Source organism: Tabrizicola sp. (genome assembly GCF_034366665.1).
Lineage (GTDB): Bacteria > Pseudomonadota > Alphaproteobacteria > Rhodobacterales > Rhodobacteraceae > Tabrizicola.
In genome coordinates this window covers 73,028-91,731 of the sequence record NZ_JAXMMF010000062.1, presented here as the reverse complement: position 1 = coordinate 91,731, position 18,704 = coordinate 73,028, and the positions used below count along the sequence as shown (strand labels likewise).

Annotated in this window: 17 protein-coding genes and 1 tRNA gene; 9 read left to right on the top strand and 9 right to left on the bottom strand. The window is 66.8% G+C overall.

Annotated features, from left to right (window positions below):
* Positions 1 to 13 precede the first annotated feature (13 nt).
* From U1E69_RS08900 to U1E69_RS08875, 6 genes are all read right to left on the bottom strand, one after another.
* Positions 14 to 316 (bottom strand): hypothetical protein, encoded by a 303-nt coding sequence (locus U1E69_RS08900; RefSeq protein WP_322244028.1) that lies wholly within the window; start codon positions 314 to 316, stop codon positions 14 to 16.
* A gap of 2 nt (positions 317 to 318) precedes the next feature.
* Complete coding sequence (gene phnE / locus U1E69_RS08895) at positions 319 to 1,644, bottom strand: phosphonate ABC transporter, permease protein PhnE (RefSeq protein ID WP_305569734.1); 1,326 nt, start codon at positions 1,642 to 1,644, stop codon at positions 319 to 321.
* Between the two features lie 3 nt (positions 1,645 to 1,647).
* A complete protein-coding gene (phnE, locus tag U1E69_RS08890; protein WP_305569732.1) occupies positions 1,648 to 2,526 on the bottom strand; it encodes a phosphonate ABC transporter, permease protein PhnE in 879 nt (292 codons plus the stop codon).
* 60 nt (positions 2,527 to 2,586) lie between these two features.
* Entirely contained in the window at positions 2,587 to 3,483 is an 897-nt protein-coding gene (phnD, locus tag U1E69_RS08885; protein ID WP_305569730.1) for a phosphonate ABC transporter substrate-binding protein, read from the bottom strand.
* A gap of 29 nt (positions 3,484 to 3,512) precedes the next feature.
* The gene (gene phnC / locus U1E69_RS08880; protein WP_305569729.1) at positions 3,513 to 4,331 is read right to left on the bottom strand and encodes a phosphonate ABC transporter ATP-binding protein; all 819 of its coding nucleotides are present in this window, start codon (positions 4,329 to 4,331) and stop codon (positions 3,513 to 3,515) included.
* An 83-nt stretch (positions 4,332 to 4,414) separates the two neighbouring features.
* Positions 4,415 to 5,320: a 1-acyl-sn-glycerol-3-phosphate acyltransferase gene (locus U1E69_RS08875; protein ID WP_305569728.1), complete on the bottom strand. Its 906-nt coding sequence runs from the start codon at positions 5,318 to 5,320 to the stop codon at positions 4,415 to 4,417.
* Positions 5,321 to 5,657: 337 nt separating this feature from the next.
* Here U1E69_RS08875 and U1E69_RS08870 point away from each other — a divergent pair, with 337 nt between their 5' ends.
* Both U1E69_RS08870 and U1E69_RS08865 read left to right on the top strand, forming a co-directional pair.
* Positions 5,658 to 8,759, top strand: a complete 3,102-nt coding sequence (locus U1E69_RS08870; protein WP_305569727.1) for a PAS domain S-box protein — start codon at positions 5,658 to 5,660, stop codon at positions 8,757 to 8,759.
* 88 nt (positions 8,760 to 8,847) lie between these two features.
* Positions 8,848 to 9,288 (top strand): response regulator, encoded by a 441-nt coding sequence (locus U1E69_RS08865; RefSeq protein WP_305569725.1) that lies wholly within the window; start codon positions 8,848 to 8,850, stop codon positions 9,286 to 9,288.
* A gap of 64 nt (positions 9,289 to 9,352) precedes the next feature.
* Here the strand turns inward: U1E69_RS08865 and U1E69_RS08860 are convergent, their stop codons facing one another.
* Positions 9,353 to 10,792, bottom strand: coding sequence for a sensor histidine kinase (locus U1E69_RS08860; RefSeq protein ID WP_305569724.1), 1,440 nt, complete (start codon positions 10,790 to 10,792; stop codon positions 9,353 to 9,355).
* Complete coding sequence (locus tag U1E69_RS08855) at positions 10,789 to 11,466, bottom strand: response regulator transcription factor (protein ID WP_322244027.1); 678 nt, start codon at positions 11,464 to 11,466, stop codon at positions 10,789 to 10,791. The genes U1E69_RS08860 and U1E69_RS08855 overlap by 4 nt, the downstream gene beginning before the upstream one ends.
* Before the next feature lie 75 nt (positions 11,467 to 11,541).
* On the opposite strand from U1E69_RS08855, the gene U1E69_RS08850 reads away from it, so the two are divergent.
* From U1E69_RS08850 to U1E69_RS08835, 4 genes are all read left to right on the top strand, one after another.
* The gene (locus U1E69_RS08850) at positions 11,542 to 12,618 is read left to right on the top strand and encodes an ABC transporter substrate-binding protein (RefSeq protein ID WP_305569722.1); all 1,077 of its coding nucleotides are present in this window, start codon (positions 11,542 to 11,544) and stop codon (positions 12,616 to 12,618) included.
* A gap of 97 nt (positions 12,619 to 12,715) precedes the next feature.
* Positions 12,716 to 13,660 (top strand): tripartite tricarboxylate transporter substrate binding protein, encoded by a 945-nt coding sequence (locus U1E69_RS08845; protein ID WP_322244026.1) that lies wholly within the window; start codon positions 12,716 to 12,718, stop codon positions 13,658 to 13,660.
* Positions 13,657 to 14,148: a tripartite tricarboxylate transporter TctB family protein gene (locus U1E69_RS08840; RefSeq protein WP_305569720.1), complete on the top strand. Its 492-nt coding sequence runs from the start codon at positions 13,657 to 13,659 to the stop codon at positions 14,146 to 14,148. Before U1E69_RS08845 ends, U1E69_RS08840 begins: the two co-directional genes overlap by 4 nt.
* Before the next feature lies 1 nt (position 14,149).
* Entirely contained in the window at positions 14,150 to 15,667 is a 1,518-nt protein-coding gene (locus U1E69_RS08835) for a tripartite tricarboxylate transporter permease (RefSeq protein ID WP_305569719.1), read from the top strand.
* A gap of 7 nt (positions 15,668 to 15,674) precedes the next feature.
* Here the strand turns inward: U1E69_RS08835 and U1E69_RS08830 are convergent, their stop codons facing one another.
* Entirely contained in the window at positions 15,675 to 16,163 is a 489-nt protein-coding gene (locus U1E69_RS08830) for a Hint domain-containing protein (protein WP_305569718.1), read from the bottom strand.
* Positions 16,164 to 16,357: 194 nt separating this feature from the next.
* Here U1E69_RS08830 and U1E69_RS08825 point away from each other — a divergent pair.
* The 3 genes from U1E69_RS08825 to U1E69_RS08815 all read left to right on the top strand — a co-directional run bounded on the left by U1E69_RS08825 (position 16,358) and on the right by U1E69_RS08815 (position 18,685).
* Positions 16,358 to 16,442, top strand: a tRNA-Leu gene (locus U1E69_RS08825).
* A 183-nt stretch (positions 16,443 to 16,625) separates the two neighbouring features.
* Positions 16,626 to 17,960, top strand: coding sequence for a trigger factor (tig, locus tag U1E69_RS08820; RefSeq protein WP_305569716.1), 1,335 nt, complete (start codon positions 16,626 to 16,628; stop codon positions 17,958 to 17,960).
* Positions 17,961 to 18,148: 188 nt separating this feature from the next.
* Positions 18,149 to 18,685 carry an HD domain-containing protein gene (locus U1E69_RS08815; RefSeq protein ID WP_305569714.1) on the top strand — a complete coding sequence of 179 codons (537 nt, stop codon included), beginning with the start codon at positions 18,149 to 18,151 and terminating at the stop codon, positions 18,683 to 18,685.
* Positions 18,686 to 18,704 lie beyond the last annotated feature (19 nt).

Here is an 18,704-nt window from a genome sequence, read left to right as displayed (position 1 = left end):
AGTTGGACTGGCCCTAGTTGGACTGGCCCGAGTTGGACTGGCCCGAGTTGGACTGGCCCGAGTTGGACTGGCCGAAGTTGGACTGGCCCGAGTTGGACTGGCCGAAGTTGGACTGGCCGAAGGTGGACTGGCCGAAGTTGGACTGGCCGAAGGTGGACTGCGGCAAGCGGGACTGGCCCAGGCCAGACCGGGCCGAGGTGATCCGGTCCGGGTTGGATCGGCCCGTGGTGTCCTGACCCGCTGGAGGCGGTTGGCGCTGGGCGCGGGCAGGCGGCGCGTCGCCCGCCGCTGGTGGCGCAACGGGGCCGGCACGCATCGTCAGGGGCCTTTGATCAGTTTGCGGCGCAGCCAGCCGGAGAGGCTGTCCATCGCCATGACCATGAGCACGATGAGGACCATGTAATAGGCGACCTCTTCCCAATCCTTCTGCGTGATGATCGCTTGCGTCAGAAGCAGGCCGATGCCGCCGCCGACGATGGCACCGATCACGGTGGCGCTGCGGGTGTTGGATTCGAGGGTGTAGAGCACCTGGGAGATGAGGATCGGAGTGATCTGCGGGATGACCCCGAAGCGGGCGCGCAAGGTGGCGTTGGCACCGGTGGAGCGGATGCCCTCGACCTGTTTTTCGTCGATGTTTTCCAGCGCCTCGGAGAAGGTCTTGCCGAAGGTTCCGGCATCGGTGATCGCGATGGCGATGGCGCCGGTCATCGGGCCGGGGCCGAAGGCGCGGCTGAGGATGATGGTCCAGATCAACCCGTCGACGCCGCGGATGAAATCAAACACGCGGCGGGCGGCAAAGCGCAGGGGGCCGAGCGGCATGAAGTTGCGCGCGGCGAGAAAGCCCAGAGGCAGGGCGACCAGCGCCGCCGTCATGGTGCCGAGGAAGGCCATCAGGATGGTTTCGAAAATCGCCCAGGCGACGTCGCCGTGGCGCCACATCTTGTTGGTCCAGAATTCGGACGCCATGTAGCCGAGGTTGGAGCGGGCGGGGTCGATCCGGTCGGCGGTGGTGGCGAGGGCTGCGAGCTGGCCGAAGGATTTGCCGCGGAACGGGCTGTCGAGGGTGAAGAACCACAGTTCCCACCCCGGTTCATACTTGAAGGTTTCGACCTTGGAGCGGGAATAGTTGAACCGGCCGGCATCGGTGGTGACGCTGATCTTGTTTTCCGCGACCGAAATCCAGTCGGGGATCGGCTGGGGCGCGGTCAGGACGGGTTTGCCGCCGACGGGGCGGATGTCGATGGTGCCGTAGCCGGGCACGACCATGCGGGCGCCGGCGTCGTCGTAGGTGACGCTGTGGCCGGTGCCGAGGTCGATCGTGGTGACGGGGCCGGTGATGGTGACCCAGTCGGGCAGCATGCCTTCGGGGTAGGTGCCCTTGGCCTCGCCCTCGATCGCGACGGTCAGCTTGCCGGAGCGGTTGTCACGGGTGACGTGGGTCTTGTGCGACCAGAAGTCGGACAGCAGGATTGCCGCGTTGTCGAGGCGGGCGCGCTGGGCGAGGCCGGCAAGATCGAAGCTGATCGCGGCATAGAGGAGGTAGGCGAGGATCACGGCGGGCACGGCGAAGGCCATGCGGCGTTTGGCGGCGAAGCGGCGGGTGATGCTGTCGGCCAGTGATGGCGCGGTCATCGTCATCGTCATGGCTCAGGTTCCCTTCACCAGCTTGGTGCGGTAGTGGTCGGAAATGCGGTCGATGACGACGATGGCGGCGAAGAGGAGGAGGAAGATCGCCACGACCTCGTCATAGCGGCCCTGACCCCATTGCATCGCCAGTTTCAGGTCGTGGCCGATGCCGCCTTCGCCGACGAAGCCGAGGATGGCGCTGGCGCGGACGTTGATTTCAAACCGCAGGAGGGCATAGCTGAGCCAGTTCGGCGCGACTTGCGGGATCACGCCAAGCCACATGCGCTGCGACCAGGTGGCGCCGACCGAGGCGAGACCTTCGACGGGCTTGAGGTCGGCGTTTTCGGCCGCTTCGGAGAAAAGCTTGCCGAGGGCGCCGCCGGTGTGCAGCGCGATGGCGATGACGGCGGGGACCGGGCCGCCACCGAGGATGTAGATCAGCACCAACGCGATGACGATCTCGGGGATGGCGCGCAGGGCATCCATCGTGCGGCGGAACAGCGGGATCAGGCGGGGCCAGCGGGCGAGACCACGGGTGGCGAGTAGGGACAGTGTCATGGCGGCAAGTGCGCCGAGGAGGGTGGCGACGGCGGCGATGTTCAGGGTTTCGATCAGGGCGGGAACGTGGTCCCAGATCAGTGCGGGCAGGTGGGCGCGGTCGGTCCAGGCTTCGGTCAGCACTTCGGAGGGGAAGTCGAGGGTCTGCGGCAGGCCGTTCCAGAAGCCGCCGGCGTTGCGGGTGTCGGCCAGCATCCAGCCCGAGGCCATCAGCGCCACGAAGATCACGAGAAGGATCCCGCCATACATGCGCTTGCGGCGGACCATCTCGAGGTAGGCTTCGCGGGTGTTGCTGGTGTCGGGGCGTGTGCCCGGCGTTGGCCCGAAGGCGATGTCGACCATGGTTCCCCCAAAGAAAAGGCCGGGTCTTTTGCAAGACCCGGCCGGTCGTCATGAAAAAGGTTACATGCCTTCCTGCATCTTGCGGGCGGCGAGAATACCGTCGTAGGCGGCCGGTTCGACCGGGACGAAATCCTTGGCTTCGCCGCCGGCGAGGTTGTAGGCACACTCCGGATCGGTTTCCCACAGGTCGGCGGTCAGCGCGGTGACCTTGTCCTTGACGTCCTGCGGCAGCGCCTTGCGCACCACCATCGGGCCTTCGGGGATCAGCGTGGAGCGCCAGATTTCCACCAGGTTCGACATGTCGACGAGGCCCGCGTCGGCGGCCTTGCGGAAGGCGCCATTGGTATAGCCGTCTTCCCAGTTGCCAAGGCCGTCGGCCCAGGACACGCCGGCGTCGAAATCACCGTTGGCGACGCCGACGATGGTCTGTTCATGGCCGCCGGACATCTTCACTTCGGAGAAGTAGGCGTCGAGGGTGCCGTATTTGGCCGAAAGCTCGGCACCGGGGACGAGGTAGCCGGAGGTGGAGTTCGGGTCGGCGAAGGCAAAGGTCTTGCCCTTGGCATCGTCCATCGAGGTGATGCCGGTGTCCTTGCGGGTGAAGCCGATCGAGTAGTAGCCGGTGGAGCCATCGACGTTCTGCTTGGTCAGCTTGACTTCGACCGCTTCGGGATCGGTCAACTGGGTCTTGGCATAGGCCGAGGCGCCGAGCCACGCATAGTCGAGGGTGCCGCCGAGAAGGCCCTGGATCACGCCGTCATAATCGGCGGGGGTGAACACCTTGACCGGCACGCCGAGGGCGGCTTCGACCTTGGCGCGGAAACATTCGCTCGAGGTCAGGCGGTCCTGCGCGTTTTCGCCGCCGAGGATGCCGATGTTGAATTCGGTGATGTCCTGGGCGGTGGCGCTGGTGGCGAGGATCGCGGTCAGGGCGGTGGCGGTGAGCAGCTTTTTCATGGGTTCTCCGTGGGTTGGACGTTCGGTGGTCACGACAGCATGAGGTCGGCGTAGGACCGGTCGGCTGCGGTGTCGGTGGGGATGGAGGTCGAGGTCGCGGCCTCGTTGAACGTGTCGTCGGCGCCGTAGATGTCGCGGGCGACGCCGGTGGATAGCTGGTCTGGCGTGCCGTCGAACACGATGCGGCCATCGCGCATTCCGATCACGCGGTCGCAGTAGCGGCGCGCGGTGTCGAGGGTGTGGAGATTGGCGATGACCATGCGTCCGTCTTCGAGGTTGATGCGGCGCAGCGTGTCCATCACCACCTGCGCGTTCATCGGGTCGAGTGAGGCGATCGGTTCATCGGCAAGGATGATCTTGGGGTCTTGCATCAGCGCGCGGGCAATGGCGACGCGCTGCTGCTGGCCACCGGACAGCGCCTCGGCGCGTTTCGGGGCCTGTTCGGCGATACCGAGGCGGTCGAGGATGTCGAGGGCGCGCAGGATGTCGGCCTGCGGCCAGAGGTTGAACATGGTTTGCAAGGTGGAGCGGCGGTTCAGGATGCCGTGCAGGACGTTGGAGGCCACGTCCATCCGGGGCACCAGGTTGAACTGCTGGAAGATCATCGCGCATTGGCTTTGCCAGGCGCGGGCGTCGCCGTTTTTCAGGGCCAGCACGTTTTGGCCGTTGACGAGGATTTCGCCTGCGGAGGCGTCTATCAGGCGGTTCATCAGGCGCAGGAAGGTGGATTTGCCAGCGCCGGAGCGACCGATGATGCCGACAAAGGCCGGGCGGTCGACGGTGAAGCTGACCCGGTCGACGGCAGCCTTTGCGCCAAACATCCGCGTAACGCCTCTGACTTCGAGCATCGGTCACCTCTTGTGGTCGCTGAGCCTGTGTCTAGGGGCGGCGTGTGACACTGCGCCGAAAGCGGTGTGAAAGTTCTGTAACGTCAGGCGCGGATGTGGCGCGGCCAGATGTAGGCTTCCTCGGGGTCGGGAAGCGACGGGCTGGCCAGTGCCATGCAGTGGCGGCGCAGGGCGGCGGCAACGCCGTCGCGGTCCAGATGGCGCAGGGCAAGGGCGGGGATCGGCGAGCCGACGGTGATCTGCACGGGCTGTGCGATCCGGCGGCGGGTTTCGTGGAAGATGAGCGCCACCCGCAAGGCATAGCTGGTGTGGCTGGCAATCTGGAACAGCCGCGAGTTCTGTCCGGCAAAGTGGACGGGCAGGGTGGTGACGCCGGGGATCGTGGCCAGCCGCCCGACGAAGGGATGCCATGCCGCATCAACGGCGCGGCCGGCGATGGGTTTGTTGGCCGTGGCGACGCCGCCGGCGGGAAAGATCGCCACGACCTTGCCCGCCGCAAGCAGTGCCGAGGCCTGGCGCCGGGTTTCGGCTGTCAGGCGGCGGGCTTGCGCCGTGCCGGAGAAATCGACGGGCATCAGGTAGGGGTCCACTTCGGGGACGCGGCAGAGGAGGCTGTTGGTCAGGATGCGGACATTGCCGCGCAGATGCAGGCCGAGGTGGCCAAGGCAAAGGCCGTCGACCACGCCGAACGGATGGTTTGCCACGATCAGGAGGCCGCCGTGCTGTGGCAGCCGGTCAAGCGGGGTGCGCGAGGTGATCCGGGGCGTGATCGCAAGTTTGCGCAGGGCCGCGGCGAACACCGCCTCGCCGGGGCGTTTGTCGCAAAGCGCCCAGTCAAGGTAGAGGCGGCGCAGGTGCGGCTGGCCACTGGCCAGTTCCAGCGTGCGGATCAGTGCGCGGCGAAGCGGGGATTGGCCGGGGTGGGCGTAGGTGAACGTCACATCGGGCGAGATCGGTGCCTGATCGAAGGACAGCGTGTCGGTCAGCATCATGGCCTCGCGGGTTTTAGGGATGATCAGGGCAATCGGCGGGGGTGGCGGGTTTCATCTGACAGCGCCGGAATAGCGGATTTGTGTGACGCCGCGACGACGGCGGGATCAAGGCTGGATGACAGGCGACGGGAACCAATCGCGGCAATCTGCGTTCGCGATGGGGTGGCGTGCGGTCTGCCGACCGGCGGGGAGCCTTGGCCGGAAGTTTTGGCGGGGCGTCGGGCGCGGGACCGGACGCGATGCGAAGGGGAATGCGGATGCGGGCAGATGGCCGGTGCGGGGCTGTGGCGGCGATGGTGCGACTGGCCGTTGCGGCAGGCTGTCGGTCGCGCTGATGCAGCGGAAATTCTGGTGGTCAGCGCTGGCGCTTTTTTCGGTGGCGACGGTGTCGGCGTGGGGGGTGGGGATCTACCGCGACCGCGATGCGACGATCGACCTTGCCGAGCGGCAATTGCAAGCGACGGCGCTGTTGCTGGAGCAGCATGCCGGGCGTGTCTTCGAGGCGGGCGAAGCGGTGTTGCAGGGCAGCGTCGCCGTGGCCGAGGGCGTGGACCGCGACGATCCGGCAGCGCTTGAGGCGCTGTTTCGCCAGATCGCGCGGCTGCGCGGCGACAGTGACCAGATCACCTCGATCTGGGTGCTGGACGAGGCGGGAGTGACGCTGGTGGAAAGCTGGGGCCACCCGCCGACATTGACCGCGTCCTACGCGGACCGCGAATATTTTCAGGCGCATCGGAACGGCATGGCCGGGCTTTACACTGGCCCTCTGGCAACGGGGGCGCGCAGCGGCGAGCAGCGCTTTACCCTGAGCCGCGGCCTCTATGCCGAGGACGGCACGTTCGAGGGTGTCGTGGCGGCAGGGGTGCGCAGCGCGTATTTCTCGGGCCTTTATGCGCAGGCAGGGCCTGGCGAGGGTGCGCGGATGGTCCTGTCGCGGCTGGATGGCGTGCGGCTGGCCGAGTGGCCGCAGACCGAGCCCGGCCGGGCCACGCTGGACGCGGTGGCCGCGGTGGCGGCCGAGGCGGGGCGGCAGTTGCAGGTGGTGCGCGACCTTGGCAAGTATCCGGTGCGGATCAGCGTGTCGCGCCCGTTGGACATGGTGCTGGCGCCGTGGCGGCTGAGGGCGCTGGTGACCGGGTTGATCGCGCTGGTGGCGCTGGCGGCGTTTGGCGTTCTGACGGCGCTTGGGTTGCGCACCACCGGGCGCGAGCGGCGGTCGCGGCTGGACCTGATGGCAGCCAAGGCGCATCTGGAGGAACGGGTGCTGGAGCGGACCGAGGCGCTGCAGATCGCGCACACCCGGCTGCAAAGCCTGCTGACCACGGCGGGGGCCGGCACCTTCATCTGGCAGATGCCGAACGGCAAGATCCGCTCGGACGCAGGGATCGCGATGCTGTTCGGGCTTGATCCGGGGGTGGACAGCAGCGAGGCCGACTATCTGGAGCGCGTGCATCCCGACGACCGCGAGGCGGTGATGGCGAAGATGGCGGCGCTGCAGACGGGAGAGACGCGCTACGAGGACGAATACCGCGTGGTGCTGCCGGACGGGACGATCCGGTGGTGTCTGGCGCGCGGCACGGTGGATGCGAACCGGGTGTTCAGCGGCGCGGTCTTTGACGTGACCGAGTTGAAGCGCGCCGAGGCGGTTGCGGCCGAAAACCAGCGGCGGCTGCAACTGGTGGCCGATGCGGCGCCAGCGCTGATTTCGCATGTCGGGAAGGATGGGCGCTACCGGTTCGTGAACCGGGCGTATGAAGAGTGGTTCGGGCTGCCGCGTGCCGAGATCGTGGGCAAGCACGTCGGTGACGTTCTGGGCGATGCGGCGCTGCGAACGGTGGGGCCGATGATGGAGCGGGTGGCGGCGGGCGAGCTTGTGCGGTTTGACGCGGTGATCCCCTACCGGGACGGAGCCCACCGGCATGTCGAAGCGGAATACATTCCGAACATCACGGCAGGCGGCAAGGTGGACGGGTTTTTCGGGTTTGTCGTGGACGTGACCCGTCGCAAGCGCGACGAGGCGGCGCTGCTGGAGGCATCGCGCAGGACACAGGCGCTGGCGGCAGAGCGGACGGCCATCCTGGGCCAACTGACCGAGGGTGTGATCGTCACTGACGACACCGGCCGGATCACCTTTGTCAACGAGGCGGCGGCGCGCATCCACGGGGTCAAGGCGGTTGACGTTTCGCCGGCCGAATTCTCGAAGGTCTACAACCTGTTCACGCTGGAGGGCGCGCCATACCCGGTTGAGGCGCTGCCATTGGCGCGGGCGGTGGTGCGCAAGGAGACCGTGATCGACGAGCATTGGCTGATCCGGCGGCCCGATGGCAAGGATGTGGTGGCCATTGGCAGCGCGCGTCCGGTCTATACCGACGACGGGCGATTCATGGGCGCCGTGCTGACGCTGCGCGACGATACCGCGCGGCGCGCGGCACTGGACGAGTTGGCGCGCAGCGAACGGCGGCTGAACGCGGTTCTGGACAACACGCGGATGGCGGTCTTCATGATGGATGGTCGGCAACATTGCGTTTACATGAACGCCGCTGCCGAGGCGCTGACGGGATACCGGTTCGAGGAGACCACCGGCCGCCCCTTGCATGAGGTGATCCACCATTCGCGCCCGGACGGAAGCCGCTTCGCGCTGGAAGATTGCGCCATCGACCGGGCCTTTCCCGACAACCGGCAGACCGCGGGCGAGGAAACCTTTGTCCACAAGGACGGGCATTTCTACCCGGTGGCCTATACCGCAAGCCCGATCCGCAACGCCGAGGCGCAGTCCATCGGCACCATCATCGAGGCGCGCGACATCCGCGCCGAAAAGGAAAACGCCGACCGGTTGCAGATGCTGATCGGCGAGTTGAACCACCGGGTGAAGAACACGCTGGCCACGGTGCAGTCGATCGTGTCGCAGGCGTTGCGCGGCGAGGATGTGCCGGTGCGGGTGCGCGAAGCGATCGAGACGCGGGTGATGGCGCTGTCGCGGTCGCATGACCTGCTGACGCGGCAGGCGTGGGGCTCGGCGGAGCTGACCGACGTGCTGCGCGAGGCGCTGCGGCCCTTTGCGATCGACGGGGACCGGTCGGGCCGCTTTGTGCTGGCGGGGCCAAGCGTCAGGATGCGCCCGAAAGCGGCGCTGTCGCTGGCAATGGCGTTTCACGAACTGGCGACGAATGCGGTGAAATACGGGGCGCTGTCGAACGATGCGGGGCGGGTGGAGATTGGCTGGCACGTTGCAGGCGGCAGGCTGCGCCTGTCGTGGGAAGAGCGGGACGGACCGCCGGTCACGCTGCCGACGCAGAAGGGCTTCGGGTCGCGGTTGATCGAGCGGGGGCTTGCGCATGAGCTGGGCGGCGAGGCGGCGCTGGAGTTTCGTCCCGAAGGATTGCGCTGGCGCATCGACGTTCCGCTGGCCGGTATCTTCGGCGAGGAGGGCGAGTGACTGCGCGGCGTGTTGCCCGGTGCCGCAACGTCGATGGAACCGACCGCGGGATCGCGCGTTTCCCCATGGGAGCATTGCAGGATCAATCATGGCGCGCATTCTGATCGTGGAGGACGAGTTCCTTATCGCCCTGGTGGCAAGTGACGCACTGGCCGATGCAGGCCACACCATCGTTGGCATGGCAAGCACCTATGACAGCGGCATCGCGCTGGCACGCAAGGAGCACCCGGATATGGCGGTGCTGGATGTGCGGATCGCCTCGGCGCAAGACGGGATCGACCTTGCGCTGGCGTTGCGGGCAGAGCTTGGCATCCCGGCGGTGTTTACCACCGGCAGCCGGGACGACGCGAACGTGGTGCGGGCAAGCCCGGCGCACCCGGCGGGATGGTTGCTGAAGCCTTACACCGAGGCTGATCTTCTGGCCGTGGTGGCAGAAGCGCTGGACGGGGTGGCCGCGCCGCCCGAGGCCGAGGCGCTGCCGGGCGCAGCAATGGCTGCACCCGCAGGGCGGCGTGATCGGGCAGTGTGATCGGGCGGCGTGATCGGGCAGTGTGATCGGGCGGTGTGATCGGGCAGTGTGATCGGGTGACGGCTCAGGGCGGAAAGCTGATCCGCACCAGAAGGCCTGAACCGCTGCGGCCCTGATCAAAGCTGATCGTGGCGCCGAACAGTGCCGAAATTTCCGCAGCGATGGCAAGGCCCAGCCCCATGCCGGTTGCGGTGCCCTTGTGCAGCGACGGCAATGGGCGCGGCGCATCTGCGCGGGTCTGGCGCGCGTGGTCCAGTTGGGCAGGCGAAAGGCCGGGGCCGTTGTCTTCAACCTCGATGGTGACGGGCGCGGTGGTGTGGGGCGCGGCGGTGTGGGAGGCGGTGGTGTGGGGGGCGGCGGTGTGGGGGGCGGTGGTGACGCGCACGGTGACGATGGCGCCGCGCCCGGCATAGGTGATGGCGTTGGTCACAAGGTTGTTCAGAAGTTCCGCAAGCAGCACCTTGTCGGCCGTGGCAATCGCGGTTGCGGTGCCTTCAAAGCCAAGGTCGATGTCGTATTGCAAGGCGGTGGGGACCAGTTCGGCGGTAACGCCCTTGGCGACCGCCACCACATCGACCGGGGCAAGGACGGCGGCGCCGCTGCTGGCATCGACCCTGGCCAGGACCAGAAGTTGCGCCAGCACCCGCTCGGCCCGTTCGAGGGCGGTGCGGGCCTTGGCGCTGGCGTCGGTCACCGGACCGGGGGCGGCGTTGCGGTCGACGAGGGCAAGCTGGGTGCGCACCACGGCAAGCGGGGTGCGCAACTGGTGGCTGGCGTTGCCGGTGAAGTTGCGCAGACCGTCAAGCGCGGTGCCAAGCCGGGCCATGAAGGAGTTGATGGCGTTGACCAGCGCCTCGACCTCTTCGGGGGTGTCGGCGGTGACGGGGCGCAGATCGCCGGGCGAGCGTTCGGCGATGGCCTCGCCCAGACGTTCAAGCGGGCGCAGGGCGACGGTGACGGCGACCCAGACGATGACCGCCACGCCGAGGATCAAGAGGCCGAGGCGCAGGGCGGAGCGGACGAGGATGGCGCGGGCGAGGGCGGCGCGGGCGCGGGTGGATTCGGCGACCGTGACGCTGAACGCGATGGAGCGGGCGCCGGTCGACACCTCGCGCAGGAGGGTGGCGCTGCGGATGCCGACCGAGCGGTAGGTGCCATCGGTGAAGGCGATGCCGCCCTGCGGGGCCGGGGCGACGGCAAGATCGGGATAGCCGGTCAGAAAGCTGCCGACCGGGCCATCGACGCGGTAGAATACCTTGTCCTGTGCCGTCGAGGCCAGCATTTCCAGCGAGGAAAAGGGGATGTCGACCTCGAGCCCGCCGGACTGGTCGACCGTCACCCGTTCGGCGATGGCGAGGGCCGACCCGACAAGCACGCGGTCGGACACGCTTTGTGCGGTGCGCAGCGCCTCGCGCCAGGTGTCGAGGAGGGCGGCAAGACCAAGGAGGGCGGTGGCGAGGAGAAGCCACAGAAGCAGGCGGCGGCGGAGTGAATAGGGTTTCATGCCGGGTCGGACGGCTTTTCAAGAAGGTAGCCGATGCCGCGCACGGTGCGCAGCGACAGCCCGAAGGGCGCAAGCCGGCGGCGCAGGCGCGAGATGTATTGTTCGATCGCGTTGTCGGAAAGCATGTCCTCCAGTGACGTGAGCGACTGGACGATCGCCTCTTTGCCGACGACACGCCCGGCGCGGGTCAGGAGGAGTTCCAGAAGCGCGCGTTCGCGGGGTGGCAGGTCAAGCTCTTGTCCGAAGGCGGAAAACTGGCGGGTGGTCAGGTCGAGCGTGACCGGGCCAAGCGCCACGGTGGCCGAGCGCAGCCCCGCCTGACGGCGCAGGAGCGAGCGGACGCGGGCTTCGAATTCGCGGATGTCGAAGGGTTTGGCCATGTAGTCGTCGGCGCCAAGGTCAAGCCCGCGCACCCGGTCTTCGGCCGCGCCGCGCGCGGTGAGGATCATCACCGCGGCCTGGTTGCCGATCGTGCGCATGGCGCGCAGGACGGCCAGCCCGTCAAGCTGCGGCAGGTTCAGATCGAGGATCACGAGGTCGACCTGTGCGGCGGCGGCGCGGGTTCGGGCACCTTCGCCATCATGCACGCAATCGACCGCATAGCCTGACGAGACCAGAAGCGACACCAGCGCCTCGGCCAGGGGAAGATCGTCTTCTACCAGCAATATCCGCATCGGCCCCTCCCCGAGGGCAGGTTAGGGGCAATGCGGAGCGTTGTGAACGGTGTTCTCCTGAGGCAGAGTTGGGCGATGCTGCTACGGTCGATCCTTCTGTGCGCGGCTTTGGCGGGACCGGCCGGTGCCGAGGTGGTGGAGTTTGCCGCACCGGGCATCGAGGCGCAGCGGCTGGTGATCTATTCCACGCTGGACAGCCGGTTGGCGGCGCCGCTGATCGAGGCATTTCAGGCGCAGCGCCCGGAGGTGGCGGTGCGCTATGAAGACCTTCTGGGCGGCGAGATTGCCGCGCGGGTGATCGCCGAGACGGACGCGGGGGCGGCCACGGCGGATTTCGTGTTTTCCGCCGCGATGGACCTGCAACTGAAGCTGGCCAATGACGGTTTCGCGCAGCCGGTGGTGGTGCCGGGTGCGCTGACGTGGCCTGCCTGGGCCAAGTGGCAGGACACCGCCTTTGCAATGACGTTCGAGCCGGCGGTGCTGGTCTATCACAAGCCCGCCTTTCCAGACGGGCCACCACACTCACGGCTGGAGCTGGCCCGCTGGCTGGAAAGCGCGCCCGAGGGCAAGATCGGCACCTATGACATCGAGCAGTCGGCGGTGGGGTATCTGTTTCTGGCGCGCGACGCCGAACATTTTCCCGACATCTGGTCGGTGCTGGGTCGGATGGCGGATGCGGGGTTGCAGACCTTTCCGACCAGTCAGGACATCATCGACCGGGTGGCCGACGGGCGGCTGCTGATCGGTTACAACATCCTTGGGTCTTATGCCGCCGAGCAGGCCCGGCTGGCGCCCGAGTTGGGGATGGTGCTGCTGCGCGACTATACGGTGGTGATTTCGCGCGTTGCGCTGGTGCCGAGGGCGGCTGCCACGCCCGAGAGCGGCACGGCGTTTCTGGCGTTCCTGATGAGTGCCGAGGGGCAGACGCTGCTGTCGGAAAAGCTGCGCCTGCCTTCGGTCAGCCTTGAGGTGTCGGGCGACAACAGCGGCGTGGCGATGCAGGCGGCGCTGGGCGATCAGTTGCGCCCGGTTCCGGTCAGCCCCGGTGTGCTGGTCTATCTGGATCAGGCCAAGCGGGCGCAGCTTTTGCGGCTGTGGCGCGAGGCTGTGGAGCGAGGCTGCGGAGCGGAATCAGACCTGTCAGGTTGTTGACAGGTTAGTGTGGTGAACTTTTCGGCAGGGACGGCACGAGGAGGTGCCGCCTGACGCAAATCGGCGCGGGTTTCCGTGCCTTGGGAGGAGAATCAAGATGAAACACACGCTTTTGAGCGCGGTTTTCGCCACGGCACTGGCGCTGCCAGCCGTTGCGGCCGACTATACGATCATTGCCCCCGCTGCCCCCGGCGGCGGTTGGGACAGCACCGCGCGCGCGATGCAGGAGGTCATCCAGGCCGAGGGCATCTCGGGCTCGGTTCAGGTGCAGAACGTGCCGGGCGCGGGCGGCACGGTTGGCCTTGCGCAGTTCGTGTCGAGCGCTGCGGGCGATCCGAACCAGTTGATCGTCGGCGGCTATGTGATGGTGGGCGCGATCCTGACCAATGAATCTCCGGTCAGTCTGGCCGATGTGACGCCGATCGCGCGCCTGACCGGCGAAGCGGTGGGCATTGCGGTGTCGGCATCAAGCCCGATCCAGAACATCAACGAACTGGTCGAGATGATGAAGGCCGATCCGGGGTCTGTCTCGTGGGCGGGCGGTTCGGCGGGTGGTGTCGACCACATCACCGTGGGCCTGCTGGCCAAGGCCGCCGGGATTGACCCGACCAAGATCAACTATGTCGCGTTTTCCGGCGGCGGCGAGGCGCTGGCGGCCATTCTGGGCAATCAGGTGACGGTCGGTATCTCGGGTGTGGGCGAGTTCCTGCCGCAGGTCGAGGCCGGCACGATGCGGATGCTGGCGGTATCGACCGCCGAAAAGTGGCCGGGAACCGATGCGCCGACGCTGATGGAGGCGGGCTATGACGTGAACGTGCAGAACTGGCGCATGGTCGCCGCTGCACCGGGCCTGACGGACGAGCAGAAGGCGGCAGTCACGGCGGATATCGACACGCTGGTGAACTCGGCCGGATGGAAGGCGACGCTGGACGCGAAGGGCTGGGCCAACACCTATCTTTCGGGTGCCGAGTTCGACGCGCAACTGGCCAGGGAGATCGACGCGACGACGACGATCCTGAAGGATATCGGTCTGGTCAAATGACCAAGATCCTGTACGCAACCGGACGTCGCCCCGATGGGGCGGCGTTCATCATCGCGGCGGTTCTGGCGGCGCTGGGCGGGCTGCTGATCTGGCAGGGCCGCGCCATTCCCGACAAGGGCGGCTATGCCGGCATCGGGTCGGGCGACTTGCCGGTGTTCATCGGCGCGGGGCTGGTGCTGCTGGCGGCGGGGCATGTGGTCAAGGGCCTGCGCCATGCCGCACCCCCGCTGCCGCGCCAGCAACCGGTGCCGATACTGCTGATCGTGGGCGGGTTGTTGTTGCAGTTGATCCTGCTGAAGCCGTTGGGCTTTTCGATTGCCTCGGGGCTGTTGTTCGCCTGCACGGCGGCCGCCTTCGGCAAGACGCGCGTGGTGCTGACGCTGCCCGTCGGGATCGTGTTTGCCTTGATCGTCTACGGTGTGTTCGACCGGCTGTTGCAGTTGAACCTGCCGGCGGGGCTGCCTGAAACCCTGATCTTCGGAGGCTGAGGTGACCACCTTCGATTTCCTGCTGCAGGGTCTTGCGACGGCGATGGAGCCGATGATCCTGTTTTACGCGCTGGTTGGCGTCACGCTTGGCACGGCAGTGGGCGTGTTGCCCGGCATCGGACCGGCGCTGACGGTGGCGCTGCTTTTGCCGGTGACCTACGGGCTTGATCCGGCGGGCTCGCTGATCATGTTCGCGGGCATCTATTACGGCGGGATGTATGGTGGATCGACCACGTCGATCCTGCTCAACACGCCGGGGGAAAGCGCGTCGATCGTCACCGCGCTGGAAGGCAACAAGATGGCCCGTGCGGGGCGCGGCGGGCCTGCGCTGGCGACAGCGGCGATCGGGTCGTTCGTGGCGGGGCTGCTGGCGACGCTGGCGCTGGCGTTTCTGGCGCCGCAGATCGTGAAGCTGGCCTTCGTGTTCGGGCCGCGGGAGTATTTCGCGCTGATGGTGCTGGCCTTTGTCACGGTGTCGGCGGCGTTCGGCGACAGCACGCTGAAGGGGCTGACCTCGCTGTTCGTGGGGCTTGCGCTGGCGCTGGTCGGGATTGACGGGCTGACCGGGCAGGCGCGGTTGTCATTCGGGGTGCCGCAACTGCTGGACGGGATCGAGGTGACGACGCTGGCCGTGGCGATGTTCGCGGTGGGCGAGGCGTTGTTCGTGGCGGCGCAGGGCGCGGCCAATCAGGACAAGATCCATGCGATCAAGGGATCGGTCGCAATGACGCGCGAGGATTGGCGACGGTCATGGAAGCCCTGGCTGCGCGGCACGGCAATCGGGTTTCCGATTGGCGCGATGCCGGCGGGGGGCGCGGATATCGCAAGTTTCCTGTCCTATGGTGCGGAAAAGCGGTTCACCAAGCACCCGGAGCAGTTTGGCCACGGGGCCATCGAAGGCGTTGCGGGGCCGGAGGCTGCCAACAACGCGGCCGCTGCCGGGACGCTGGTGCCGCTGTTGACGCTGGGTCTGCCGACGACGGCCACGGCGGCGATCATGCTGGCGGGGTTCCAGCAGTTCGGCTTGCAGCCGGGGCCGCTGTTGTTCGCCACCTCGCCGCAACTGGTGTGGGGGCTGATCGCCAGCCTGCTGATTGCCAACGTGATGCTTCTGGTGTTGAACCTGCCGCTCATTCGGCTGTGGGTGAAGCTGCTGATGATCCCGCGACCGTGGCTTTATGCGGGGATCTTGCTGTTTGCGACGCTTGGCACGATCGGGGTGAACCCGTCGCCGGTGGAGCTGTCGATGCTGCTGATCTTCGGGGTGATGGGCTATCTGATGCGGCTTTACGGGTATCCGATTGCGCCGGTTGTGGTCGGGCTGATCCTGGGGCCGATGGCCGAACAGCAGTTGCGCCGCGCCTTGTCGATCTCGCAGGGGGATTGGACGACGCTGGTCAGCACTCCGGTGGCGGCGGGGCTGCTGGCGGTTGCGGTGGCGGCGTTGGTGGTGCCGTTCCTGCTGCGGTTGCGCGGGCGGGGGGCGGTGCTGGCGCAGATCGGCAAGGACGAGGATTGAGGCGGGGTCAGGTGGGCGCGCTGGTGACCGCGACGCTGGAGCAGGCGATTTCGAGGCCTTCGGCGAAGATCACTTCCTCGGCAGCGAAATGCAGGGTGAAGACGCGGGCGAGGTCGGTGATTTCGTGCCGCACCTGAGCGCCGTCGGCGAGGCGGGCTGCGGGCACCGCGGCAACTGCGGAGCCGTAAAGCGAGGCGGCGCGCCAGTCGCGGATCATCACGCGCTGGCCGGGTGAAAGCAGCAGGTCAACCTCGGGGCGGTGGTGGCCGATGGTCGAGGCGGGCAGCCGCACGACAGGCGCAAACCGGCGCAGCGATGTGGTGATTGACACCACGCGAACAGCGCCGCTGCGGCAGATGATGCGGTCACCGGGTTCAAGGTATTCGACCGGCAGGTCGCCATCGAGGGTGCGAACCCGCGTGCCGGCAAGGATGCCTTCGGTGCCGTGCAGGTTTTCCGGCTGGGCGGACTGCGACAGAAGGGGCGGACGATCCATGCGAGTGGTCCTTGGGGTGCATGGGCAGGGTCACACGGGTTTGTGACCGGTATGGGAACGGCCGGCGTTGATTTCGGGGCAGTTGCGGCAGGAATGGGGCCATGCAATTGACCCCTCGCCCCCGGGTTCGGTTCTTGCTAAAGACGGCGCTGCCGGATGCGGCTGGCGCTCTTGCGCGGGCATGCTGGCAGGATGCGGGTGTGGCGAAATTGGCAGACGCACCAGATTTAGGTTCTGGCGCCGCAAGGCGTGGGGGTTCAAGTCCCTCCACCCGCACCATCGAAACGCGAATTCCGGGTGATTGCGACCGAGTTTCGCACCCGGCTTGCGAGCGACCGAATTACCCCTTACGTCGCCGTGAAAGCTTTGCTAGAAGGCCCGCAAAGTTGCGCCAGGTTCCGGCTTGGCGTCGTATCTCTATTGCGCGAAAGCGCCCTGAAGGTTGAGGAAGGATATCCCCGAATGCTGGTCACCGAGACCCTGAAAGACGGCCTTAAGCGCGGCTACACCATCACGGTGACGGCTGCCGAACTGGACGCCAAGGTGCATGAAAAGCTTCTCGAAGCGCAGCCTGACGTCGAGATCAAGGGGTTCCGCAAGGGCAAGGTGCCGCTGGCGATCCTGAAAAAGCAGTTCGGCACGCGCCTGATGGGCGATGCGATGCAGGACGCGATCGACGGCGCGATGAAGGGCCATTTCGACGCGACGGGTGACCGTCCGGCGATGCAGCCGGACGTGAAGATGGTCGGCGGCGATGCGTGGAAAGAGGGGCAGGATGTCGTGGTCGAGATGACCTATGACGCGCTGCCGCCGATCCCCGAAATCGACGCCGGCAAGATCAAGCTGGACCGTCTGGTGGTGAAGGCCGACGACAAGTCGGTCGACGAAGCACTGGCGAACCTGGCGGCAACCGCGCAGTCGTTCGAGGACCGCAAGAAGGGCGCCAAGGCCAAGGACGGCGATCAGGTCGTGATCGACTTCAAGGGCTCGGTCGATGGTGAGCTGTTCGAGGGCGGCTCGGGCGAGGATTATCCGCTGGTGCTGGGATCGAACTCGTTCATTCCGGGGTTCGAGGCGCAACTGGTTGGTGCCAAGGTCGGCGACGAGATTTCGGTGAACGTGACGTTCCCGGAGACGTATGGTGCCAAGCATCTGGCCGGCAAGGCTGCGGTCTTTGCCTGCACGGTGAAGGCCGTGAAGGAACCGAAGCCCGCCGAGGTGAACGACGAATTGGCCAAGAAATACGGTGCCGAGGATCTGGCCGCATTGAAAGGCCAGATCGCCGAGCGGCTTGAGGCGGAATACAAGGGCGCGGCCCGGTCGGTGATGAAGCGTGCGCTGCTGGACCAGTTGGACGCCATGGTGAAGTTCGACCTGCCGGCGAACCTGGTAGAGGCGGAAGCCGGGCAGATCGCGCACCAGCTTTACCACGAAGAGCATCCGGAGGATCACGGCCACAACCATGGCGCCATCGAGGCGACGGACGAGCACAAGTCGCTGGCCGAGCGCCGGGTGCGTCTGGGCCTCTTGCTGGCCGAGATCGGTCGCAAGGCGGAGGTCACCGTGACCGACGCCGAGATGACGCAGGCCGTGCTGGCCGCCGCGCGCCAGTATCCGGGGCAGGAGCGTCAGTTCTTCGAATTCGTGCAGAAGAACCCGCAGATGCAGCAGCAACTGCGCGCGCCCTTGTTCGAGGACAAGGTTGTTGATCACATCGTCGGGCTGGCGAAGGTGAGCGAGAAGACGATTTCGAAGGAAGAGCTGCAGAAGGCCATCGAGGCGCTGGACGAGATCTGATTTCGTCCCGAGCTGAACAGGAAAGGGCCGCATCGCTGGGTGCGGCCTTTTTCATTTGACAGTGGTCCTGCATCTTTCGATGATGCGACCGAAGGCAATGCCTTCATTTCCCTGAAAATCATTGGTCGACCGAAGCCGCAGATCGCGGGTTTCGCGTGGTGCGACGGCGTCGGCCGCTTGGAGGACGTATGTCCAATGTCGATATGGCCCGGCAGCTTGCCGAAGTGGCCCATGCCGGGCAGACGCGCAAGGGCGCGGCTAAGGAGCCCTACATCCGCCATGTCGCCGAAGTGGCGGCTCTGGTCGCCGGGTTCGGTGGCAGCAGGGGCCAAGTGATGGCCGCGTGGCTGCACGATACGGTGGAGGATTGCGGCGTCTTGCCGGAGGAGATTGCCGAGCTTTTCGGGGCCGAAGTGGCGGCGCTGGTCGCGGAGATGACGGATGACAAAGCCCTGCCAAAGGCGGAGAGGAAGCAATTGCAGGTGGATCATGCGGCGCACAAATCGGACGCGGCGGCGTTGATCAAGATCTGCGACAAGCTGTCGAACATCCGGGCGGTCGGGACTGCGCCGCCGGTGCATTGGCCGGTGGCGCGGCAGGCGGCCTATCTGGACTGGGCGGAGGCGGTGGTGGTTCGGTTGCCGTCAGGCGCCGATCCGGCGCGCGCGGCCTTTGCCGAGGCGCTGGCGGGGTCGCGCGGGGCGGTTGCGGCGCGAGGCGCCTGACCAAAGAAGAACCGCGCGA